Source organism: Alteromonas lipotrueae (assembly GCF_019249215.1).
GTDB lineage: Bacteria > Pseudomonadota > Gammaproteobacteria > Enterobacterales > Alteromonadaceae > Alteromonas > Alteromonas lipotrueae.
This window is the reverse complement of the sequence record NZ_JAESDI010000003.1, coordinates 258,456-280,316: the sequence shown is the minus strand read 5'-3', so window position 1 is coordinate 280,316 and position 21,861 is coordinate 258,456. Positions and strand designations below refer to the sequence as shown.

Genomic DNA, 21,861 nt, shown 5'->3' with positions numbered 1-21,861 from the left:
TGGGTTAAATCGTTTGACTTTTGGCTGGATGATAGGCAAAATCCGCACCCTCGTTTTTGACATGAATTTATTTGGGAGTTACACCTTGGCTAACATCAAGTCTGCTAAGAAACGTGCAATCCAAGCCGAAAAGCGTCGCCAGCATAACGCTAGCCGTCGCTCCATGACTCGTACAAGCTTGAAGAAAGTAGTAGCTGCTATCGCTAGTGGTGATAAAGAAGGTGCACAAACTGCATTTGCTGCTGCAACTCCGATTCTTGACAGAATGGCTACTAAAGGTTTGATTCACAAGAATAAAGCTGCTCGTCACAAGAGCCGCCTAGCTGCACAAATTAAAGCTTTAGCTTAAGTTTTACAGTTAGTAAAAAAGCGCCTATTGGCGCTTTTTTTGTGTCCTTTGTTCGAGGCTTTTATCAGAAGCTTTTATTAGAGTTTTGGCACTAACTCATTTTGCGAATGGCGCTTGAAGGCGCAACACGTAGTACCCAATGTAATAATGCCCACGGCCAACTTGGCACATATGACACCGCTTTTTCCTTATTAATGGCTTTTACCAACGCCTTACAACCGGTTTCGGTATCGACAATAAACGGCACTTTTTCTACCGCTTCATTAATTTCGGTGCGAATAAACCCTGGATGTACACAGCTCACTTTAATTGGAGTATTCATCACATCTAAACGGATACCCTCTGTCATAGACGTAAGACCTGCTTTAGTGGCGGCATACACCGTCATAGCGCGTCTGAAGCCTCTTACCGCACTAATTGATGAAATCGTTACTAGGTGACCTTCATTTTGCGCTCTGAAAATAGTCATGGCCGCTTCGGCTTGCGCCAGTGCAGCCACAAAATTGGTTTCTGCGGTTTGCTTATTCGCATTAAAAAAGCCAGTACCAATAGAGGCGCCCTTGCCCATGCCCGCGTTAACAATAACTCTATCGAGTTGCCCCATCTCTTGTTTAAACGCATCAAACACTTCAAAGACCGCGTTATGGTCGTTCACGTCAAGCGACTTAATCAACACCTTGATGTTAGGATTTACCGCTAGCAGTTCGCTTCTAAGTTCTTCTAAGCGGTCTAAACGTCTTGCGCACAATGCTAAGTTGCTACCTTGCTTTGCGAACTCCGCCGCCATTCCTTTACCAAGGCCTGAGCTTGCGCCCGTGATCAGAATATTTTGTCTTGTTGTCATTTTCTTTTTCCTGATTTTCGAATGGCCTTTTTACAACGCCACATTAAGTAGTGAATGAATATCCAAAAGTGTTTAAACGCGGGGTTATTGGTTTGACCGTGGTGATAGCGATAGTAAATTTGTTGCGCGATACCCGCTAATCGAAACAAGCCGTACACTTCATAAAAAGTGAAATCATCAACGTCAACGCCCATTTGCTTGCAGTAATAAGCAACCACTTCATCTCGTGTCATCATGCCAGCGAGGTGGGTAGGCTGCCTGCGGCTAGATTGGGCCAGAAAATCATCGTCTGCATTCACCCAATAGGCTAGCGTATTACCTAAATCCATTAACGGATCGCCAAGGGTGGCCAATTCCCAATCAAGCACACCTAAAATATGGGTGTAGTCGTTAGGATCTAACACCACATTGTCGAATCTAAAATCGTTATGGGTAATGCAAATACGCTCTTTGCTTGGCATATTAGCCTCAAGCCACCGCATTACGCCTTTGCCCGAAGGGGCATTCCAGGTTTTTGCTTTCGTATAGCGCTCACTCCAGCCTGTAATTTGGCGCTCTATGTAACCACTACCTTTTCCAATCGAGTCTAAACCAGCCGCCTTATAGTCAACCTTATGAAGCTCTATTAAGCTATCGAGTACATTTTTACACAGCTGATGGGTCTGTTCTGGGGAGGTCTTTAAATCACGAGGGAGATTCTTACGTGGAATAACACCTGTCAGCTTTTCCATGACATAGAATTCTGTGCCAATTACGGCTTCATCATCGCAATATGCCAGCATATCGGGCACATAACTATACACTGGCTTCAGCGCTGCTTGAAGGCGATACTCTCGCCCCATATCATGGGCACCTTTTGCTTTAGTGCCCGCGGGCGCACGGCGTAATATTAACGACGTATTTTCGTATTCAAGACAATAAGTCCAGTTAGACGCACCGCCTGAATATTGGGTCACCGTAGGTGTGCCGATGAGGTCTTGAATATGATTTTTTAGCCACCCATCGACAACATTAACGTCTAGCTCTTCGCCTTCTCTTACTGATACTGCTTTATCTAATACTGTATTCGTCATGGGTTACCGTTTATCCATTGCACGTTTCATCGCTTTGGTTTGTTTTAGCATGTTGTTAATATACATCTGGGTAGGAAGTAGTTTCTTCATCAAAAATGCGCGCTTGCCCAATTTATGGGTAAGGATTAAAAATCGCTTTTGGGCAATCTGATCGCAGATACTTTGCGCAACCTCTTCTTTGGTCATATCTGCTTTTTTAAAAAACCGCGCCATCATTTTGTGCATGGCAGGGTTATCGCTACGCATCGACTCATCAAGATTAGTTTTAAAGAAGCTAGGGCAAACCACACTCACATCGATATTATCAGGCGCAAGCTCTAGCTTCATGGTCTCAGACAGTGATACCACCGCCGCTTTCACCGCGTTATAGCTGTTCATGTAAGGAATAGGCGTTAGCCCCGCTTGGGAGGCAATATTGACAAAATAGCCCGCTCCCTGCGCTTTAAACAAGGGCAGCATGGCCTTGCTGACGCGAACCATGCCTAATAGGTTGATATCGAAAATCCACTTCCACTGCGCAATACTTTCATCGCTTAAACTACCGCCTGACGCAACGCCTGCGTTATTAAACACAACATCAACACCGCCCCATCGTGCTTCTATCGCGGTAACCAAATTAGCGACATCATCATCTTGGGTAATGTCGCATGCTTGATAGAAAGCCTCTGTGCCTTTTTCCGTTAGTAGCGCTAGGGTTTCTTGCCCTCGCTGCTCATGGATATCAGCGATACAAACTTTCAATTTTTCGCCGTTTTTACCGTATTGTTCGCTTAACGCAAGGGCAATAGCTTGCCCTAATCCCGTGGCACCACCGGTGATAAGGATGCGCTTTTCTTTATTATCTGTTTTTAGGTTATTTATTTTTAGGTTATTGGTTTCTGTACCCATGTTTTGTACTCGTATGTTTTGCTCTTATTGTTAACGCGCAGCCTAGGCTTTTTGAGTAGCGAGTGGTTTGTCCTTACCGTCACTTTTAGTTTTATTTTTCAAACGCTTCGACCACACAGCTAAAAGCCCCGGGCCTGCATACATAGTTAATCCGTAAACCCCAGCCGCCACAGCAAATTCAGGCGAGTTCAAAAAGGTAATACAAATCAACATAGCTAGCGCAGCGTTTTGTACGCCCACTTCTATCGACAGTGTAATACCGTCAATTTTTGACAACTTAAAGGCAAAAGCCAAAATAAGCCCCAGCACTACTGCAAAAATATTCAGTGCTAAGCACACTAGCAAGGCTTCTTCCAATGACGCCATTAAATTCGCCCGTTCACTGATTAATATGCCAATGATCATGGCAATCATGAACCATAATGAAAAGGTTCTAAAAAACCCTTCTACCTTAATAGAAAAGCTAGGTTTGAAGTGTCGTATTGCCATACCAATGATGACTGGCACTATCGACACGCACACCAAGCCGACTACGGTAGTGACGATGGAAAATGAAGGCGCATTCTCTTTGGCGAAATAATCCATTGAATAATGAATAATAAAGGGAGTAGAAAATACGCAAATAAAAGTCGATAGCGCGGTTAAACTTACAGATAACGCTAGATTTGCCCGCCCTATATGACTGATTAAGTTACTCATGGTGCCACCAGGACACGCTGATAAAATCATAATGCCAATCGCCATAGCTGGATGAAGGGAAAATGCCATACACAAGCCAAACGCCAATAAGGGGAGCAATACGGTTTGCCCCACCAGCCCCACCACAATGGCTTTAGGCGCCTTAAGTAATCTAGTAAAATCGGCTACCGTTAACGTAAGACCCATACCAAACATCACGAAAGCCAAAGCCAGTGGAAGCAGTATTTCGGTAAAAATCGAGGCCTGCATATATGCCCTTTTTTATTGTTAATAATGGACGATGATTCACACTTATCGTCTGCGGCTTGTTGTTCAGAGTAACTCTGAATTAATAGAACCTAGATGAACTGGCTTCACGCTTTAGCCCGTTCTACCTAGTATATCTACCTTGCTTTATCAAGGACTAGGCTAATTCTTAAAGCTCAGATCCTGTGATTCAATCACTTGGTATAGAGGCTGATAATTGCCCCACGTGACTAACTCGTTTCCATTTGCTTTGCGTGTCTTTACTGCCGTCTCGTGGTCAATTAGCTTGGGGCCGCCAGCCGCTTGTGCAAGTAACTGGCTATGGCAACAACTATCCATCATAATAAAATTAGCAGTAGCGGCATCTACGGAAGACCCAACGGTTAGTAAACCATGGTTCTTTAATATTACGCCAATGCCTCCACCTAATGCTTCGGCAATTAAATCGCCCTCTTCCCCCTCGGCCACTACACCGTTGAAGGTATCAAACAAACCATGGTTTTCATAAAATACACAAGCATCTTGTGAAATAGGCAACAATTTCTCCCCTAAAGACGCAAACGCTCTGCCGTAAGTGGTATGTGCATGGGCAACAGCATTGATATCTTCTCGCGCTGCATGAATGCGAGAATGAATGGCAAACGCGGCTAAGTTGATTACGGCTTTACCTTCTACGATGTTGCCATGGTGATCTACCCTGACTAAATCCGACGCTTTAATTTTAGAAAAATGCACGGCCAATGGGTTAACCCAAAACGTTTCAGGGTCGATACAATCCCGTAAAGTAATATGCCCAGCAAGCCCTTCATCAAATCCATGCATAGCGAATGCGCGAAATGCCGACGCCAAACGCTGTTTTTCATACGCCTGTTGTTCGCTTTTATCAACGAACGAAGGCGGCATAGGAATAGCAAATTTATCACCTCCCAATGTCATTTTTTGGGCTTGTTCTCTTAACATATCGCTCGAGGCCGATTTTAACGTTTCACTCACAACTGCATCCTTCCATTAACATTTAAACCAGTGTAACCTCAATAAAAATAAATAAAAATGATACTTCTTTATGGAATTTCATAAATATGATGCATGGAAAGATCGACCTAAATTTGTTTTTTGTGCTCAAAGCCGTATACGAAGAAGAGAGTATTACTGCGGCCGCTAAAGCATTGCATTTAACTCAGCCTGCCGTTAGTCATGCAATGTCACGATTAAGAGAAAAGTTTGATGATGAGTTATTTGTGCGCCACAGCAGGCGGATGGTACCAACCCCATTATGCCAATCTATTATTCAGCCTGTAAAAGAAGCCCTCTCGCATTTAGAATCTACGCTGTCGGATCCCATCGAATTCGATATCAGCCGCTATAAAAGGGAATTAAGATTAGGACTAAGAGACATTCTTGAGTCAACGTTCTTACCGGCACTTGTTCCCGAGCTGTTGCAAAATGCAGCGAATATTACGGTGACTAGCAGGCGAGTTACCCGCCCTGAACTTGAAAATGCACTTGCCAATAAAGAACTCGATATCGTCATCGACGCTTTAGTGCCTACAGGTCCAGATATTCGTTCAACACTGGTGTGCGACGAGCATTTCGTACTTATCTGTGCGAAAGAACACCCCATTTTAAAAGATAAAACGCTAGCGAATTATGTAGCAGCGTCCCATGTACTGGTGACCTTGAAAGACTCTCGATTAGATACGGTAGATTTAGCGCTTGCGAAAGAAAACGCCACGCGACAGTTTGCGCTACAGTGCGAACATTACTTCGCTGCCGCTAGTGTTGTCAGTAAATCAGATTTATTACTTACTGTACCAAGTCGTTATGCACAACAGATTACCAGCAGCCTACCGGTTGCGGTTACCACACTGCCCTTCGACGTGCCACTTATGCCCATTCACATGTATTGGCACAAGCAAGCTGATGAGGATTTAGTAAATAAGTGGATGCGAGAGGAGTTATTAGCCCTAGCTAACGAGCTTCTGTAAAACAGATTTTGTTGAAATAGACACCTGTAACACTATCGTCAAACAAGCGTCACCATTTTGTCAATTAACCTCCATATAGTGGCGTTCCAAGGCAATCGCTTTGGGACCTTGCTATGAAAAAAACACATTACCGCACACTTTGGCTTTCTGATATTCACCTTGGCAATCGTGATTGCAAAGCTGAATACCTACTTTCGTTTTTAAACAGCGTCACCGTCGACACCCTTTATTTGGTTGGCGACATTGTCGATATGTGGCAAATGACAAAACAATTTCGTTGGCCACAAGCGCACAATCAAGTTATGCATAAACTAATGGCGATGAGCCAAGATGGCACCCGCGTTGTTTATCTCCCAGGTAACCACGACGAACCCATTCAGTCTTATTCCGGCATGGCATTTGGCGATATCGAGATTGAGCGCCAACTTGTTCATACCACGGCCCAAGGCAAACGTTACCTTGTGTTACATGGCGATCAATTTGATGGCGATGTCACCATGGGTAAATTCCATGCGTGGATTGGCGATAAAGGTTACGACTTACTGCTGTTTTTAAACCGCGAGTTCAATCGTTTTCGTAGCTGGCGTAAACGTGAGTACTGGTCGCTTGCCGGTTACATTAAAAAGCATATCAAAGGGGCAAACGAAGCGATAGCTCGCTACCGCCAGGCATGCTGTTCACGCGCAGAAGAAATGGGGCTTGATGGGGTTATTTGCGGTCATATTCATCACCCTGAAAGCACAATGGAAAACGGTATTCATTACATCAACGATGGCGATTGGATGGAAAACTGCAGTGCTTTGGGTGAAGACGAAAATGGAAACCTAACGCTAATCTATTCCCTTGAGACCATGAACAACGCAGATAATGTTACACCACTGAAAGTGAAAAGTTCACCATCGAAAGCAGCATAAGCATACCACTTAAACCCCGCGTTTCTAGATATACGAAACGCGGGCGTCTGCATTGTCAGATAACTGACATCAAACTGTGTGAAAACCGTCATATTCCCCTGCTATTGTTCGCAAAAACCGAGAAAGACTATGTTTACTGTTGATGAAGTACTAAATAAACACTATCCCCAAGTGGCTAACAACCCCTTGTTGTTTAGGTCTTTATCGTTTGTGCTGCGCCACCTTTTGCATGAACGAGAAATAATAGAGTTCGGCGAAACCTATCCCCACTACGAAGATATCGACTTTGTAGAGCAAGTGCTCGAATACTTTAACATTAGCTACTCTACCCGAGACGTAGAGAAAGAGCGTATTCCCTCACAAGGTCGTGTGGTGATTATTGCCAACCACCCTATCGGCTCACTAGACGCCCTTGCGCTAATTAAACTGGTTAGTGAAGTGCGTCACGACTTAAAAGTAGTGGCGAACCAAATGCTCATGGCCATTGAGCCTCTGCATGACATGTTGCTGCCAGTCAATAATATGCAAGGCGGTACGCCGAAACAGCATTTAGGGGCTATTCAAAAGCACCTACAATCAGATGGGGCCATTTTAATATTTCCCGCCGGAGAAGTGTCCCGATTACGGCCTCAAGGTGTCCGTGACACCCTATGGCATTCTGGTTTTTTACGTATCGCCCGACAAGCCAAATCCCCTATTCTTCCGGTTTATATTGATGCCAAAAATAGCCCGCTATTTTATGGGGTATCCATGGTGTACAAACCTTTAGCCACCGCGCTGCTGGTAAAAGAAATGTTTAAGCAACGCAAAAAACACCTTCCTATGCGTATAGGCGAGCTTATTCCCTTTGAGTCTTATCAACAAAACAGCATAGCGCTAAAAGATCAGGTAAAACTATTTAAGCGCCACTTATATCGAATTGGCAGTAACAAGAAAGGTATTTTTGATACCCAAGCGCCTGTTGCCATGCCGGAAGATAGAAAAGAGCTTTCCCGCGCAATGAAGCAATGCGAACACTTAGGCCACACTAGCGATGGTCAGTCGATATATTTGTACCAACATAAAAATTGCTCACCGATTATGCGTGAAATTGGCCGCTTAAGGGAAGTGGCCTTTCGTGCGGTAGGTGAAGGTACTAACAAACGCCGCGATATAGACCAATACGATACTTACTACTATCACTTAATTCTTTGGGATGAGAGTAATTTAGAGATTGTGGGGGCATATCGTTTTGGCGATGCTGAGTTACTGAGTCATAAAGACCACCCTACCGGTCTATATTCGGCAACGTTGTTCGACTATGGAAGTGAGGAAAGTAACAGCACCTTGTTCAAAGAGGGGCTCGAACTTGGTCGTAGCTTTGTTCAACCCTGTTACTGGGGTAAACGTAGTTTAGATTATTTATGGGTGGGCATAGGTGCATTTTTAAATCGCTACCCGAAATATCGATACATGTTTGGCGCGGTGTCTTTAAGCAATGCTTACCCTCAACCAGCTAAAGACTTAATTGTACAGTTCTACTCTACTTACTTTCCGGCTAAGTTTGGGCAAGCCACTTCTAAGCGGCCTTATCAAATGTCGCAAGATCCCTTGTATACTTTTACCGGTAACGACTATAAATCTGAGTTTACTCAATTAAAGCATTTACTCGCCAATATGGGCGTGAACGTACCTACCTTATACAAGCAATACAGCGAACTATCGAAAACCGGTGGCGTGGCGTTCTTAGATTTTAATGTAGACCCTGACTTTAACGACTGCATAGACGGCCTAGTGGTGGTCGATTTAGAAGCGTTAACCCAAAAGAAAAAGGAACGCTATTTAGGCGCAACACAATTAAAACCTGAGCTTAAACAGTCAGCGTAGAGGTTTACATATGGCTAATTTAGACGGTTTGATTACCTGATTTACGTCAACCACCCTATAGAAGACACTACACTAAAATAAGAAAAGCGCCCGTTGGCGCTTTTCTTATTTTAGTTGGCATATGAATCTAATACGGGCTTTACAGACTCAATAAAACATCTGTGAAAATGTCTTCCAGGGTCACAATATCTGATAGGTGAACGTGTTCATTAACTTGGTGGATGGTGGCATTTGGCACACCCACTTCTACCACTTGGGTTGTGTCTGATGCAAAAAACCGCCCGTCTGAGGTACCGCCAGACGTGCTGACCACAGGGTAACGTCCAGTGGCTTGTCGAATGGCTTTTTCTGTAATATTAATTAAGCAGCGCTTTTCAGTATTGCTTCTACTCAAATAGGATTCACAGGGTCGAGACCAGCTGATCGACGCGCTGGCATCTACCTCACCGATAATACGTGTTAATAACTTAACTAAGCTGTCACGGTTAAATTGCCATGCGTAACGCACATTAAATTCAATACGGGTACTACCCGACACTAAATTATCTGTAAACGCGCCCGTATCTACGTGAGTGACTTGCAAAGACGTACCTGGAAAGTCGAGGCTACCTTGTTCAAACTCGTAGGAGGATAACGCCTGTATGATACGGCTTGCTTTGTGAATTGCGTTATCGCACGTATGCGGGTAAGCAACATGCCCTTGTTTTCCTGATACCAAAATTGTGCCCGACAATGAACCTCTGCGGCCTACTTTAATGGTGTCGCCGGTAGTATGCGTAGCAGTAGGCTCGCCTACTAAGCACATATCAAGTGTAATTTGTTTGGCATCTAAATAGGCCTTTATCCATTTAGAGCCATATTCAGCCTCGCCTTCTTCATCACTGGTAATCAACCACCAATACGTATATTGGTTTGAATCCAGTGATGGTAGCGCTCTTTCTGTTGCTGCTAGCATGGCAGCAACACCCGTTTTCATATCGGCAGCGCCGCGACCATAAAGTTTATTTTGACTTATCACTGGGCAAAAGGGATTAGATTTCCATTTTTCTAATGGGCCTGGTGGCACTACATCGGTGTGGCCAGAAAAAGCAAAATGGATAGGCCCATCCCCCCATTTAGCGATTAAATTAGTCACCCCTTCCACTTTGTGCTTTTCACATGCAAAGCCTAGCTTTTCTAATCGGTGCATTAGATAGCTTTGGCACCCAGCGTCAACGGGGGTAATGGATTCCCGTGCCATAAGTACTTCTGCAAAATGAATGCTTCTAGCGTGGTGGACCAACGAAAGCGCAGTATTGTTCATAAGAATAAATGAAGTCTAAGTTTGCTTACCTGTTATTACACAAAGTAAAGATGACACACAGATAACAAAATTAAGACAAGGAAATGACAAGGCTAAACTGATTTCCCCTTATATACTGTAGTCATATATAGTTAGGGTTATAGATGATTCTATCGATAAACTTGTATTTAGGCAGCGAGCTAAAGTTATTACTAGAAGCGGTTACCCTACATAAAATTTAATCCCCCTTTACCGATACAACGCGAGGTCGAGTTTTGCTAAAGATTATTGTACTAATACCACTTATCTTGTCGTTATTGTGGTTTGGCTACTTGAGGGTGAATAGCTATTCCCTAGCACAAGGCAAACAAGGTTTTACTTACATACTGGTGCTGTCGAGTGTTATTGCGGCATTTTACGCTGTTATGCTATTTCTCACTCATTAGCTCTTTTGCTTACCGATAAGACGCCCACAAAAAAGCCAGTGTTGAACAAGCGATTGTTATTATCGCTGCTCCAACTCTGGCTTTTTTACGTATTCTACGCTTACCGCTAAGACTAAAATATCACGACTTTACGTATTAACTACGTTATATGCTCGCGAAAACCTATGTAGTAAGCTAAACAATACTAAAGGCTTTCAGACACCGTAACATCGGCATCAGCACGTAACGCTTCGATGAACTGTTGGTAAACACGCTGGCCTTGCATCTGTGCTAAACGAGGTTTCAGACTTTCTGACATCTCAGCACTTAGCGCAGGCGCACTGTTCACTTTAACAAGCTCAACAATGGCCACGTCACCGTTCACGGTTGCTACCACATCTACACGCTTTTCAGCTTCAGTAGATAAGGTAAATAGTTTATCAACGATACTGCGGTTTAAAGTACTACCACTTCTCGCCACTGCTTCAGCACTTTCCCAGTTAAGAGACTTTTCTGCTAATGTTGCATCTACACTTTCGCCTTGCTGAAGCGATTCAACAACACTTGTAGCCCAGCTTTCAGCAGCTTCTTGTGCTTTCTGTGCTTTCACTGTTGATACAATTCCATCACGAACTTCGTCTAGGGCTTGAGTACGCTGTGGCAAGTGCTCTACAACACGCACAACAACTACCGTTTCATCATCTAGTTCGATAATATCACTGTTCACGCCTTCATCGATAAGTTCAGAAGAAAACGCGACTTCAGTCAGTGCTGGTGAGCTCATATTTACTGGCACAGTGTTACGGCTAAACAAACCTGTTTCTTGTACCGGTAAGTCAACGGCGTTAGCAACATCTTCTAGTGTATCAGGCACTTCAAATGCAATTTCAGCCATGGTGTTTTGCAGCTCGAAGAATTCTTCTAATGCTTTATCGGTAAGCAATGTCTCGCGGATTTCTGCTTCTACGTCTTCAAATGCTTGAACTTGCGCTTCTTTAAGTTCAGTCAATTTAATGATGTGAAAACCGAATTCAGTTTCAACAACGTCGGTATAGTCACCCACATTCGCTAAACTAAATACCGCTTCATCAAACGCATCGTCCATCATTCCAGGAGTAATAAAATCTAGATCACCACCATTTTCAGCTGAAAAGGTGTCATCTGAATTACTTTCAGCTAACTCAGCAAAATCAGCACCGTCGTTCAGTTGGTCTAATAGTGCTTGAGTTTTCGCTTTTGCTGCATCAGCGTCATCACCTGACTCGATAAGAATATGTGAAACTCGACGCTCTTCTTCTTTGCCATAACCGCTAAGGTTATTGTCATAGTAAGTGCGAACGGCTTCGTCATCGACGCTTACGCGGCTTTTAACGTCTTCTACTGTCAGTGATACATAGGCAAGCTTAATTTGCTCTTCGGTATCAAATGCAGTGATGTTAGCGTTGTAATATTCGCCAATATCATCTTCTGTTACTTCCACCGAGTCGGCGAATGAAGCAGAATCAATCATCACGTATTTAGCGTCACGAGTTTGAAGCTGTAATGCATTCGCACGTTCAGCTTCTCCAGGCAATGCAAACTCAGAATTGGTTAACGCTGCAGCCAATTGATTTTGTGTCATTTGAATGCGTAAATAATCACGGAAGTCAGCAACCTGAAAGCCGTTTTGACGCAAAATAGTTTGGAAACGGTCGTTGTCGAATTGACCACCGAACTGAAACTCTGGCATTTGTACGATAGTTTCACGAATTTGAGCATCGCTAACGCGTAAGCCCATTTCCTGTGCTTGTTGCTGAATAAGTTTTTCAGCAATAAGTCTATCTAGTACGTTACGACGAAAGTCACTTAAATACTGTTCGCTTGAAAACAACTGGGCAATGCTCTCGCCAAATTGTGATTCCATTTGTGCCCGTTGGTTCTGATAACCGCGTTCTAATTCCTGAGCAGAAATTTCTTCGCCATTAACTGTTGCTACTGCCGTAGTACCTGAAGACGTCAGGTAGCTTCCTACACCAGCAAACACGAAACTCAATACGATTAGGGCAATAATTGCCATTGCCCATGGGCCTTGAGAACCTTCTCTGATTCTTTCTAGCATGATTGTTCTTCAACTCCGTTGCTTACTACACTTGCCCTTTAGCGTTGGATAATGCCTACGCTAACATCATGGCAAAAAATAAGCGGTGATTATAACCTAATACCTGTGAAGATAAACGGCTTAACAAAAACTAATCCTTCTATTGTCCAATAAAACCGCAGCGTGATGCGCAATGCACTGTCGCGCTATAGGTGAGATAAAGAAAATAGTGGGAAATGATAAATTCGGCGTTACAAATAAAAAAGGCGATGGCATAAGCCATCGCCTTTTTCTTGCAAGTTTTGCTTAGTTACAAGCGTCTTTCAGAGCTTTACCAGCTTTGAAAGATGGAACTTTCGCCGCTGAAATCTGAATAGTCTCACCAGTTTGTGGATTACGACCACTACGAGCAGAGCGCTCACGTACTGAGAAAGTACCGAAACCGACTAGTGCCACTTGGTCACCGTCTTTAAGTGCTGCAGTTACTGAGTCAGTGAATGCATCTAGAGCGCGGCCGGCAGCTGCTTTTGAAATATCTGCGCCAGCAGCAATTTGGTCGATAAGTTGAGACTTGTTCACTATTATGATCCCCTTCGATTGTTATTATACTGTTTGTCCAAAACGATTTGATTGAACGTTATAGCAAGCTTGATTCTGAACATCAAGCATCTGTCACAATTAATTAACTTTTATTGAATCGCTGCAATCCCTTTTGTGGCAAGGCTTCAAGCGAATACAAATTAAAGGTAACACAACTCTTGCGACAAGAAAGCCCTATTTTGAAAAAAATAGGCGAATTGGCGAAGGTATGCACACTTTTTAATCAATTATTGCAAATTTAAGGCTGCAAGCCTTTAAAATTAGGACATGCAGCCAACCATTTTAGCTTTTAGTTGCAACCTCAAAAGACTCTACTGGCTCTTGAAGTGCAATATCAAGCACATCATCAATCCACTTTACAGGGTGAATTGATAAATCTTTTTTCACGTTTTCTGGAATTTCTTCCAAATCACGTTCATTTTCTGCTGGAATAACCACCGTTTTAATTCCACCACGGTGTGCGGCTAGTAGCTTTTCTTTCAAACCACCAATGGCCAACACTTCACCACGCAGTGTTATTTCACCGGTCATGGCCACATCACATTTAACAGGGTTACCTGTTAACGATGACACTAAAGCTGTACACATTGCGATACCCGCACTTGGGCCATCTTTAGGTGTAGCACCTTCAGGCACATGCACGTGAATATCGCGTTTTTCATAAAAATCTTCGTTAATACGAAGCTTTTCAGCGCGACTACGCACAACCGTCATTGCAGCTTTGATAGATTCCTGCATAACATCACCAAGCGAACCGGTTGATGTCATCTTGCCTTTACCTGGCACTGAGGTGGTTTCAATAGTAAGTAAATCACCGCCTACCTGTGTCCACGCTAATCCGGTAACTTGGCCAATTTGGTTATCTTTATCTGCTTTACCGTAATCGAAGCGTTGTACACCTAAGTAATCTTTAAGATTGTCTTGAGTCACTGACACTTTATCTTTGCTCTTAGTCAGCAAGATATCTTTAACGGCTTTACGACATACCTTAGAAATTTCACGTTCTAAGCTACGAACGCCTGCTTCACGGGTGTAGTAACGAATCATGCCGATAATGGCAGATTCGGTAATCTCAAGCTCTTTAGACTTAAGTCCGTTACGTTCCATTTGCTTACTGATTAAGTGACGTGTTGCGATGTTTAGCTTCTCGTCTTCGGTATAACCAGAAAGACGAATAACTTCCATACGATCAAGTAGCGGGCCTGGAATATTCATGCTATTTGAGGTTGCTACAAACATCACATCAGATAAATCGTAATCCACTTCTAAATAGTGGTCACTGAAACTGTTGTTCTGTTCTGGGTCAAGCACTTCTAGTAACGCAGATGCTGGGTCGCCCCGCATATCAGAAGACATCTTATCAATTTCATCTAATAAGAAGAGTGGGTTTTTCACCCCTACTTTTGCCATTTTTTGCACTAGTTTACCGGGTAGCGAACCGATGTAGGTACGTCTGTGCCCACGAATCTCAGCTTCATCACGCACGCCGCCCAATGCCATACGTACATACTTTCGCCCTGTCGCTTTCGCAACCGATTGGCCCAAAGAGGTTTTACCTACACCAGGAGGCCCTACAAGGCACAAGATGGGTCCTTTCAGCTTTTTAACACGCTGTTGCACCGCGAGGTATTCTAAGATGCGCTCTTTGACTTTCTCTAAACCGTAATGGTCTTCATTTAAAACCACTTCAGCGCGAGATAAATCTTTTTTCACCGGTGACCGCTTATTCCACGGTACATTGGTTAGCCACTCAATGTAGCTGCGCAATACGGTAGCTTCCGCCGACATGGGCGACATCATCTTAAGCTTTTGCAGCTCAGACTTAGCTTTATCTAACGCTTCTTGTGGCATTTTGGCGTCTTCGATTTTCTTCGCTAACGCCTCAAATTCATCTGGTGCATCATCAAGCTCGCCGAGCTCTTTTTGAATCGCTTTCATTTGCTCATTCAAATAGTACTCACGCTGGCTTTTTTCCATTTGCTTTTTAACACGGGTGCGAATTTTCTTCTCAACCTGTAGCAAATCGATTTCACCTTCCATCAAGGCCATTAAATACTCAAGGCGTTCATTCACCCCTTTCATTTCTAGCACTTTTTGTTTTTCGGTGAGTTTAAGCGGCATGTGCGCAGCCATGGTATCTGCTAAGCGTGCAGCATCTTCAATACCATTTAGCGAAGTAAGTACCTCAGGCGGTATTTTCTTGTTTAGCTTAACGTAACCTTCAAACTGTGAAACCGCAGAGCGTATAAGCACTTCTTGCTCGCTCTCATCAATAGCACCGTCTTCAATTTTACTTACGTTAGCAACAAAGAAAGGTTCTGATTGCTCGTAACCTTCAACTTCACCACGCACACTCCCTTCAACTAACACTTTTACCGTGCCGTCAGGAAGTTTTAAAAGTTGAAGAATAGTGGCAATAGTACCAACGGTATAAATGTCATCGGCATCAGGTTCATCCACACCGGCGTCTTTCTGGGCTACTAAGAAAATCTGTTTCTCGTTTTCCATTGCCGCTTCAAGACAACGGATCGATTTTTCTCGCCCTACGAATAAGGGTATGACCATATGCGGATAAACAACCACGTCCCTTAAGGCAAGCACAGGAATTTCAATGCGATTTTCTCGCTCAACTGTCATACGTGTTCTCTATTAGTTAGCATTGTCGATTGATATGGGGATGCTAGCGCAAAGTTCAAATAAAACATTCTTAATGTACGTAAATTCGCTGCTTTCCCTGCTTTTCTTTACCATTATCGATTTTAGACCGTATGGCAATAGTTTGTTGCCGAATCTATCAGAAAGGATAGGTTAAACGGGTTTGTTTGCTTAAATAACCAGCAAGTTGTTTTTTGAAAGGCGAAAAACGCTAATTTTAGCCATACAGAAAAGCGTAATATTTGAGTATTATTTTTATGGCTTTGAAGTGAATGATCTCGAATACTGAGGTTAAGGGTGGGTTAGGGGTGAAAGTAAGCTCGAGGTTAACAAAACCTAACGCAGAAAATATTTATGTGCTGCTAGAAAACAAAAAAGGCCCCGAAGGACCTTTTTTAGAAAGTAAAACGGCCTACTCAGAAGCTGCTTTTTTATCTGTGTTGTCGTAAATTAAAATAGGTTTTGATTCGCCGCGAATGACGGTTTCATCAATAACTACTTTGCTTACGTCTACCGCAGACGGTAATTCGTACATGGTATCAAGCAGAACTGCTTCAACAATTGAACGAAGACCACGGGCACCAGTTTTACGATCCATCGCCTTTTTAGCGATAGCATGCAGTGCGTCGTCACGGAACTCAAGTTCCACATCTTCCATATCAAATAATGCTGAGTACTGCTTCGTAATCGCATTCTTAGGCTCTTTAAGAATTTGAATCAAGGCTTCTTCATTCAATTCTTCAAGGCTAGTCACCACAGGTAGACGACCGATAAATTCAGGAATTAATCCGTATTTAACCAAGTCTTGTGGCTCTACTTGCTTGAACAACTCGCTTATTTGCGCGGTGTTTTCAGATTTAGACTTAACAGCCGCACCGAATCCAATACCCGTGCCCTTTTGTGCACGTTGTTCAATAACCTTATCAAGTCCTGCGAACGCACCACCACAGATAAAGAGAATCTTAGAGGTATCTACCTGCAAAAATTCTTGCTGTGGATGCTTACGGCCACCTTGCGGAGGAACGGAAGCAACAGTACCTTCAATAAGCTTAAGCAATGCTTGCTGTACACCTTCACCCGATACATCACGGGTAATAGATGGGTTATCTGATTTACGCGAAATTTTATCAATTTCATCAATGTAAACAATACCGCGTTGGGCTTTTTCTACATCGTAATCACATTTTTGCAGAAGCTTTTGAATGATGTTTTCAACATCCTCACCCACATAACCAGCTTCGGTTAATGTGGTTGCATCTGCCATTGTGAACGGAACGTCTAGCAAACGTGCAAGGGTTTCCGCTAGTAATGTTTTACCACTACCCGTTGGCCCGATAAGTAGGATGTTACTTTTACCAAGTTCCACACCATCGTGCACATCACCATTACGTAAACGTTTGTAGTGGTTATATACCGCTACAGACAATACTTTTTTGGCATGCTCTTGACCAATAACGTAGTCATCTAAGTGTGCATGGATTTCATTTGGCTTTGGTAAAGCATCCTGCTTTTGCTTAGGCGCGATTTCCTTGATTTCTTCGCGAATGATATCGTTACATAACTCAACACACTCGTCGCAAATAAACACCGACGGGCCTGCTATTAACTTTCTTACTTCGTGTTGGCTTTTGCCACAAAACGAGCAGTACAGTAACTTGTTATCACCGTCACCGCTTTGTTTATCACTCATTACAATTGCCTCTGCCTTGCCTGAACCGAAAACCAAATCGTGCCTAGCACTAGTTCAGGTCTACTATATATAACTATACTACTTAGTTACAGCCGCGTCAGATCGATTTGTCATAACTTGGTCGATCAAGCCGTATTCTTTGGCTTCAGTTGCACTAAGGAAGTTGTCACGATCAGTATCGTGGGCAACTTTCTCGTAATCTTGTCCCGTGTGTTGCGCCATTAGGCGGTTCAACTTCTCTTTAATAGACAGGATTTCTTTCGCATGAATTTCAAAATCTGATGCTTGACCTTGGAAACCACCTAAAGGTTGGTGAATCATCACACGAGAGTTTGGTAAACAGTAACGCTTACCTTTAGCACCACCAGACAACAAAAATGCACCCATGCTAGCCGCTTGACCTACACATACCGTGCTTACGTCTGGCTTGATGAAATTCATGGTGTCATAAATTGCCATACCCGCAGTTACAGAACCACCAGGTGAATTGATATAAAGAAAAATGTCTTTTTCTGGATTTTCAGCTTCCAAAAATAGCATTTGAGCCACAATCAGGTTGGCCATGTGGTCTTCTACCTGCCCTACTAAGAAAATAACATTTTCTTTTAGTAGACGAGAATAGATGTCGTACGAACGTTCACCTTTGGAAGTTTGTTCAACTACCATTGGAACAAGTGCATTCATTGGATCAAATGGGGTATTAGTCATAGCTACCTTGATTATCTAGCGTTAAAAACAAAAATGCTCGGAAGGCTCCGAGCATTTAAGCAGTTGCTGACAGGTGAAGTCAATCAGACAGTAAAAAATTACGCCTGTTTGTTCATAACCTCGTCAAAAGCTTTAGTTACTTCGGTAACTTTAGCTTGCTCAAGTACCCACTCAACCGCCTGCTCTTCTAATGCAACATTTTGCATTTGCTGCATAAGCTCTTGGTTGTTGTTGTAGTATTCTACAACTTCTTGAGGGTCTTCATACGCTGAAGCAGCAGTTTCGATCATCTCGTTTACTTTTGCTTCGTCAGCTTTAAGTTCGTTTTGCTTAATTACTTCACCTAATAATAGCCCAATTGAAACACGACGCTTGGCATTATCAGTAAATAATTCAGCAGGCAACTCAGGAAGGTTTTGACCACCGCCCTGTTGGCTGAAACGCTGTTTAGCTTGTTCACGTAAAGCATTAACTTCTTGGTCGATAAGTGCTTGAGGAATATCAAGCTCATTAGCGTCAACCAATTTAGCAATAACGTCTTCTTTAACCTGAGTTTTAAGTGTTTGATCTAGCTCGCGCTGCATGTTCTTACGAACTTCAGCTTTAAGCGCGTCAACACCACCTTCCTGAACACCGAACAAAGTAGCAAACTCTTCGTCAACTTTAGGAAGTGACTGGCCTTCTACTTTTTTCACTGTTACTTGGAATACCGCGTCTTTACCTTTAAGGTTTTCTGCGTGGTAATCCTCAGGGAAAGCAACTTCTACTGTTACTTCTTCGCCCGCTTTCGCGCCAACTAGTGGCTTTTCGAAACCTGGGATCATGCGATCTTGACCTAGTTCAAGTTCGAAATCTTCAGCTTTTCCGCCTTCAAATTCTTCACCGTCGATAGAGCCAACGAAATCGATAACAACTTTATCGTCTTTCTTCGCTTTACGTTTAACTTCTTTCCAAGAAGCGTGCTGCTTCTGTAGCGTTACCATCATGTTATCAAGATCTTCGTCAGTAATTTCTACTACTGGCTTTTCGATTTCAATATCGTTGATGCCTTTAACTTCTACTTCTGGATACACTTCAAAAGAAGCAACAAATTCCAAATCCTGACCATCTTCATCTTTAGTCAATTCGAAATTAGGCATACCAGCTGGTTGAATTTTTTCTTGAACGATAGCCTGATAGAAGTTTTGCTGCATTACATCACCAGCAATTTCTTGACGCACTGCTTGGCCGAAACGCTTTTTGATTACGCTTACTGGTACCTTGCCTGGGCGGAAACCGTTGATTCGTTGCGTTTTCGCCAATTGCTGTAGGCGAGATTTAACAGCTGAATCAATAGCGTCAGCTGGAACGGTGATAGTAAGACGGCGTTCTAAACCCTGGGTCGTCTCGACTGAAACTTGCATTATATTACCTCAACTTTACGCCTATTTAAGCGCTTTGTTCTCAATCCCCTCTCCCGTCGTGCCTAAATGGCATATCACACCGGGGTAGAGGTCGTTTCCGACGTTTGCACTAACAAAACACCACACAATACTGTGTTAATCGCGTATTTGTTACAAACATACGAGTTAAAAAAAGACGCCGTAGTATACAGTCGCAGAGAACGAGAGTCGAGAGGGAAACACAAGTTTGTAACACGCTTTTGAATGATAAGTGTGCAAACGGATAGAAATAAGGAAATTAATAAGGAAAATATAACGAGGATAGAGTAAATGGTCGGTGAGATAGGATTTGAACCTACGACCCCTTGTACCCAAAACAAGTGCGCTACCAAGCTGCGCCACTCACCGACAATAATACTTAACAAAACACTTAAAAAGCACTTACAACAGCGCTTTAAACAGCTTTTGTGAAAAAAGCCTAAAACATGGTGCGGAAGGAGAGACTTGAACTCTCACGCCGTGAAGCACTGGAACCTAAATCCAGCGTGTCTACCAATTCCACCACTCCCGCGAAAAAGTGGGGTGGACGATGGGGCTCGAACCCACGACAACCGGAATCACAATCCGGGGCTCTACCAACTGAGCTACGCCCACCACTGAGGTGCTTGCAATAAATAAACATGTTGAATTGATAGTACATGTTTACCTTTAAAGATTCGACTAATCCGAATCAGGTCCTACCTGACTCGCATGGCGCGTCCGGCAGGATTCGAACCTGCGACCCACGGCTTAGAAGGCCGTTGCTCTATCCAGCTGAGCTACGGACGCTCGGCGAATCTTCGCTTGCAAAAAATGGTCGGTGAGATAGGATTTGAACCTACGACCCCTTGTACCCAAAACAAGTGCGCTACCAAGCTGCGCCACTCACCGACTGTGTAACGATACGTTTGAAGCAATTTGCGTCTGTGCCGTTACGGGGTGCGAATATTACTGACAAGACCCCACCTCGTCAAACACTTTTTTAAATAAAATATTCAACCGCTCACAAACCGCGCATAAATGTGCTTTTTTGAGCACTTTGGGTATTTTTCAAACTGATTCTATCCAATAGACCGACCATTAAATACAAACCTAGAGGTAGAACACTTATGTCCCTACGATAAACAATTTCATTATTTATCGAAATTTACCTTATGTAGTTGCCATTTATTCAAAATTTTTTGCGATTTACACTATTTGTGTGTTTCTACTGGTCGCCACATGCTGTTTTATGAAACAATAATTAGCACTTAATGACCACACATTATAATCACTTCTATGACAGCTCATTTAATTGACGGCAAATTAATTGCCAAACAAGTACGCCAGCATGTTGCTTCCTATGTCGATTCACTTATTGATGCAAAGAAACGTCAACCTGGATTAGCCGTTGTGTTAGTCGGTAGCGATGCTGCCTCTCAAGTCTATGTTTCTAACAAGCGTAAAGCGTGTGATGAAGTTGGCTTTGTATCTCGTTCCTTTGATTTACCCGCTGATACAACAGAAAGCGAACTGTTAGCACTTGTTGATCAATTAAATGACGACAAAGAAATAGACGGTATCTTAGTACAGCTGCCCCTACCCGCCGGTTTAAATGCAGAAAAAGTGTTAGAGCGCATTCACCCGCATAAAGATGTAGATGGCTTTCATCCTTATAACATAGGAAGATTGGCACAACGTATCCCCGCGCTTCGCCCGTGTACTCCGAAAGGTATCATGACCATGATTGAGGCCACTAAGCGCCCCGTTAAAGGGTTAGATGCAGTTATCGTGGGTGCATCAAACATCGTAGGCCGACCAATGAGCTTAGAGCTTTTACTTGCCGGTTGCACTGTTACTACCTGTCATAAATTCACACAAGATTTAAAAGCTCATGTAAGTCGTGCAGACCTTCTTGTGGTCGCGGTAGGTAAACCAAACTTTATTCCTGGTGACTGGATTAAGCATGGTGCTATTGTTATTGATGTAGGTATTAACCGTGTGAGTGACGGTTCGTTAGTTGGCGACGTAGATTTTGAGCCTGCTAAACAACGTGCTGGATGGATTACCCCTGTGCCTGGCGGTGTGGGCCCAATGACAGTGGCCAGCTTAATAGAAAACACCCTAGAAGCTTACGTAAAATACCACTCTTAAGTTGAA

At 43.2% G+C, this 21,861-nt stretch carries 17 protein-coding genes and 5 tRNA genes; 5 read left to right on the top strand and 17 right to left on the bottom strand.

Annotation, left to right across the window (positions count from 1 at the left end; translation table 11 throughout):
* The first annotated feature begins 85 nt into the window (after nucleotides 1-85).
* Complete coding sequence (gene rpsT / locus JKP82_RS04605; RefSeq protein ID WP_013783316.1) at nucleotides 86-349, top strand: 30S ribosomal protein S20; 264 nt, start codon at nucleotides 86-88, stop codon at nucleotides 347-349.
* 91 nt (nucleotides 350-440) lie between these two features.
* Here rpsT and JKP82_RS04600 read toward each other — a convergent pair whose 3' ends face one another.
* From JKP82_RS04600 to JKP82_RS04580, 5 genes are all read right to left on the bottom strand, one after another.
* Nucleotides 441-1,193, bottom strand: a complete 753-nt coding sequence (locus JKP82_RS04600; RefSeq protein WP_159532137.1) for an SDR family oxidoreductase — start codon at nucleotides 1,191-1,193, stop codon at nucleotides 441-443.
* A complete protein-coding gene (locus tag JKP82_RS04595) occupies nucleotides 1,190-2,266 on the bottom strand; it encodes a phosphotransferase family protein (RefSeq protein WP_218396034.1) in 1,077 nt (358 codons plus the stop codon). Before JKP82_RS04595 ends, JKP82_RS04600 begins: the two co-directional genes overlap by 4 nt.
* Before the next feature lie 3 nt (nucleotides 2,267-2,269).
* Nucleotides 2,270-3,154 carry an SDR family oxidoreductase gene (locus tag JKP82_RS04590; RefSeq protein ID WP_218396032.1) on the bottom strand — a complete coding sequence of 295 codons (885 nt, stop codon included), beginning with the start codon at nucleotides 3,152-3,154 and terminating at the stop codon, nucleotides 2,270-2,272.
* A gap of 42 nt (nucleotides 3,155-3,196) precedes the next feature.
* Nucleotides 3,197-4,102: a bile acid:sodium symporter family protein gene (locus JKP82_RS04585; protein ID WP_218396030.1), complete on the bottom strand. Its 906-nt coding sequence runs from the start codon at nucleotides 4,100-4,102 to the stop codon at nucleotides 3,197-3,199.
* Nucleotides 4,103-4,261: 159 nt separating this feature from the next.
* Nucleotides 4,262-5,059, bottom strand: a complete 798-nt coding sequence (locus JKP82_RS04580; protein ID WP_218396073.1) for a class II aldolase/adducin family protein — start codon at nucleotides 5,057-5,059, stop codon at nucleotides 4,262-4,264.
* Nucleotides 5,060-5,178: 119 nt separating this feature from the next.
* On the opposite strand from JKP82_RS04580, the gene JKP82_RS04575 reads away from it, so the two are divergent.
* The 3 genes from JKP82_RS04575 (at nucleotide 5,179) to olsF (ending at nucleotide 8,864) form a co-directional block, all read left to right on the top strand.
* Nucleotides 5,179-6,084 carry a LysR family transcriptional regulator gene (locus tag JKP82_RS04575; protein WP_218396028.1) on the top strand — a complete coding sequence of 302 codons (906 nt, stop codon included), beginning with the start codon at nucleotides 5,179-5,181 and terminating at the stop codon, nucleotides 6,082-6,084.
* Nucleotides 6,085-6,197: 113 nt separating this feature from the next.
* The gene (locus JKP82_RS04570) at nucleotides 6,198-6,998 is read left to right on the top strand and encodes a UDP-2,3-diacylglucosamine diphosphatase (RefSeq protein ID WP_218396026.1); all 801 of its coding nucleotides are present in this window, start codon (nucleotides 6,198-6,200) and stop codon (nucleotides 6,996-6,998) included.
* Between the two features lie 129 nt (nucleotides 6,999-7,127).
* Entirely contained in the window at nucleotides 7,128-8,864 is a 1,737-nt protein-coding gene (olsF, locus tag JKP82_RS04565) for a bifunctional ornithine lipid synthase OlsF (RefSeq protein ID WP_218396024.1), read from the top strand.
* Between the two features lie 139 nt (nucleotides 8,865-9,003).
* On the opposite strand, the gene dapE is transcribed toward olsF, so the two are convergent.
* The 12 genes from dapE to JKP82_RS04505 form a co-directional block, all read right to left on the bottom strand.
* Nucleotides 9,004-10,167 (bottom strand): succinyl-diaminopimelate desuccinylase, encoded by a 1,164-nt coding sequence (gene dapE / locus JKP82_RS04560; protein ID WP_218396022.1) that lies wholly within the window; start codon nucleotides 10,165-10,167, stop codon nucleotides 9,004-9,006.
* Nucleotides 10,168-10,776: 609 nt separating this feature from the next.
* Complete coding sequence (locus tag JKP82_RS04555) at nucleotides 10,777-12,669, bottom strand: SurA N-terminal domain-containing protein (protein WP_218396020.1); 1,893 nt, start codon at nucleotides 12,667-12,669, stop codon at nucleotides 10,777-10,779.
* A 285-nt stretch (nucleotides 12,670-12,954) separates the two neighbouring features.
* The gene (hupB, locus tag JKP82_RS04550) at nucleotides 12,955-13,227 is read right to left on the bottom strand and encodes a nucleoid-associated protein HU-beta (protein WP_012518978.1); all 273 of its coding nucleotides are present in this window, start codon (nucleotides 13,225-13,227) and stop codon (nucleotides 12,955-12,957) included.
* A gap of 303 nt (nucleotides 13,228-13,530) precedes the next feature.
* Nucleotides 13,531-15,885, bottom strand: coding sequence for an endopeptidase La (gene lon / locus JKP82_RS04545; RefSeq protein WP_159532157.1), 2,355 nt, complete (start codon nucleotides 15,883-15,885; stop codon nucleotides 13,531-13,533).
* Between the two features lie 430 nt (nucleotides 15,886-16,315).
* Nucleotides 16,316-17,593 (bottom strand): ATP-dependent protease ATP-binding subunit ClpX, encoded by a 1,278-nt coding sequence (gene clpX, locus JKP82_RS04540; protein WP_057790625.1) that lies wholly within the window; start codon nucleotides 17,591-17,593, stop codon nucleotides 16,316-16,318.
* A gap of 78 nt (nucleotides 17,594-17,671) precedes the next feature.
* Nucleotides 17,672-18,301 (bottom strand): ATP-dependent Clp endopeptidase proteolytic subunit ClpP, encoded by a 630-nt coding sequence (gene clpP, locus JKP82_RS04535; protein ID WP_159532159.1) that lies wholly within the window; start codon nucleotides 18,299-18,301, stop codon nucleotides 17,672-17,674.
* 98 nt (nucleotides 18,302-18,399) lie between these two features.
* A complete protein-coding gene (tig, locus tag JKP82_RS04530) occupies nucleotides 18,400-19,704 on the bottom strand; it encodes a trigger factor (protein WP_013783303.1) in 1,305 nt (434 codons plus the stop codon).
* A gap of 310 nt (nucleotides 19,705-20,014) precedes the next feature.
* A tRNA-Pro gene (locus JKP82_RS04525) sits at nucleotides 20,015-20,091 on the bottom strand.
* A 78-nt stretch (nucleotides 20,092-20,169) separates the two neighbouring features.
* Nucleotides 20,170-20,254 (bottom strand) — tRNA-Leu (locus JKP82_RS04520).
* Between the two features lie 7 nt (nucleotides 20,255-20,261).
* Nucleotides 20,262-20,337, bottom strand: a tRNA-His gene (locus JKP82_RS04515).
* Nucleotides 20,338-20,434: 97 nt separating this feature from the next.
* Nucleotides 20,435-20,511 (bottom strand) — tRNA-Arg (locus tag JKP82_RS04510).
* 25 nt (nucleotides 20,512-20,536) lie between these two features.
* Nucleotides 20,537-20,613: transfer RNA gene (locus JKP82_RS04505), tRNA-Pro, on the bottom strand.
* Nucleotides 20,614-21,000: 387 nt separating this feature from the next.
* Here JKP82_RS04505 and folD point away from each other — a divergent pair.
* Nucleotides 21,001-21,855 carry a bifunctional methylenetetrahydrofolate dehydrogenase/methenyltetrahydrofolate cyclohydrolase FolD gene (folD, locus tag JKP82_RS04500; protein WP_159532161.1) on the top strand — a complete coding sequence of 285 codons (855 nt, stop codon included), beginning with the start codon at nucleotides 21,001-21,003 and terminating at the stop codon, nucleotides 21,853-21,855.
* The last annotated feature ends 6 nt before the right edge of the window (nucleotides 21,856-21,861 follow it).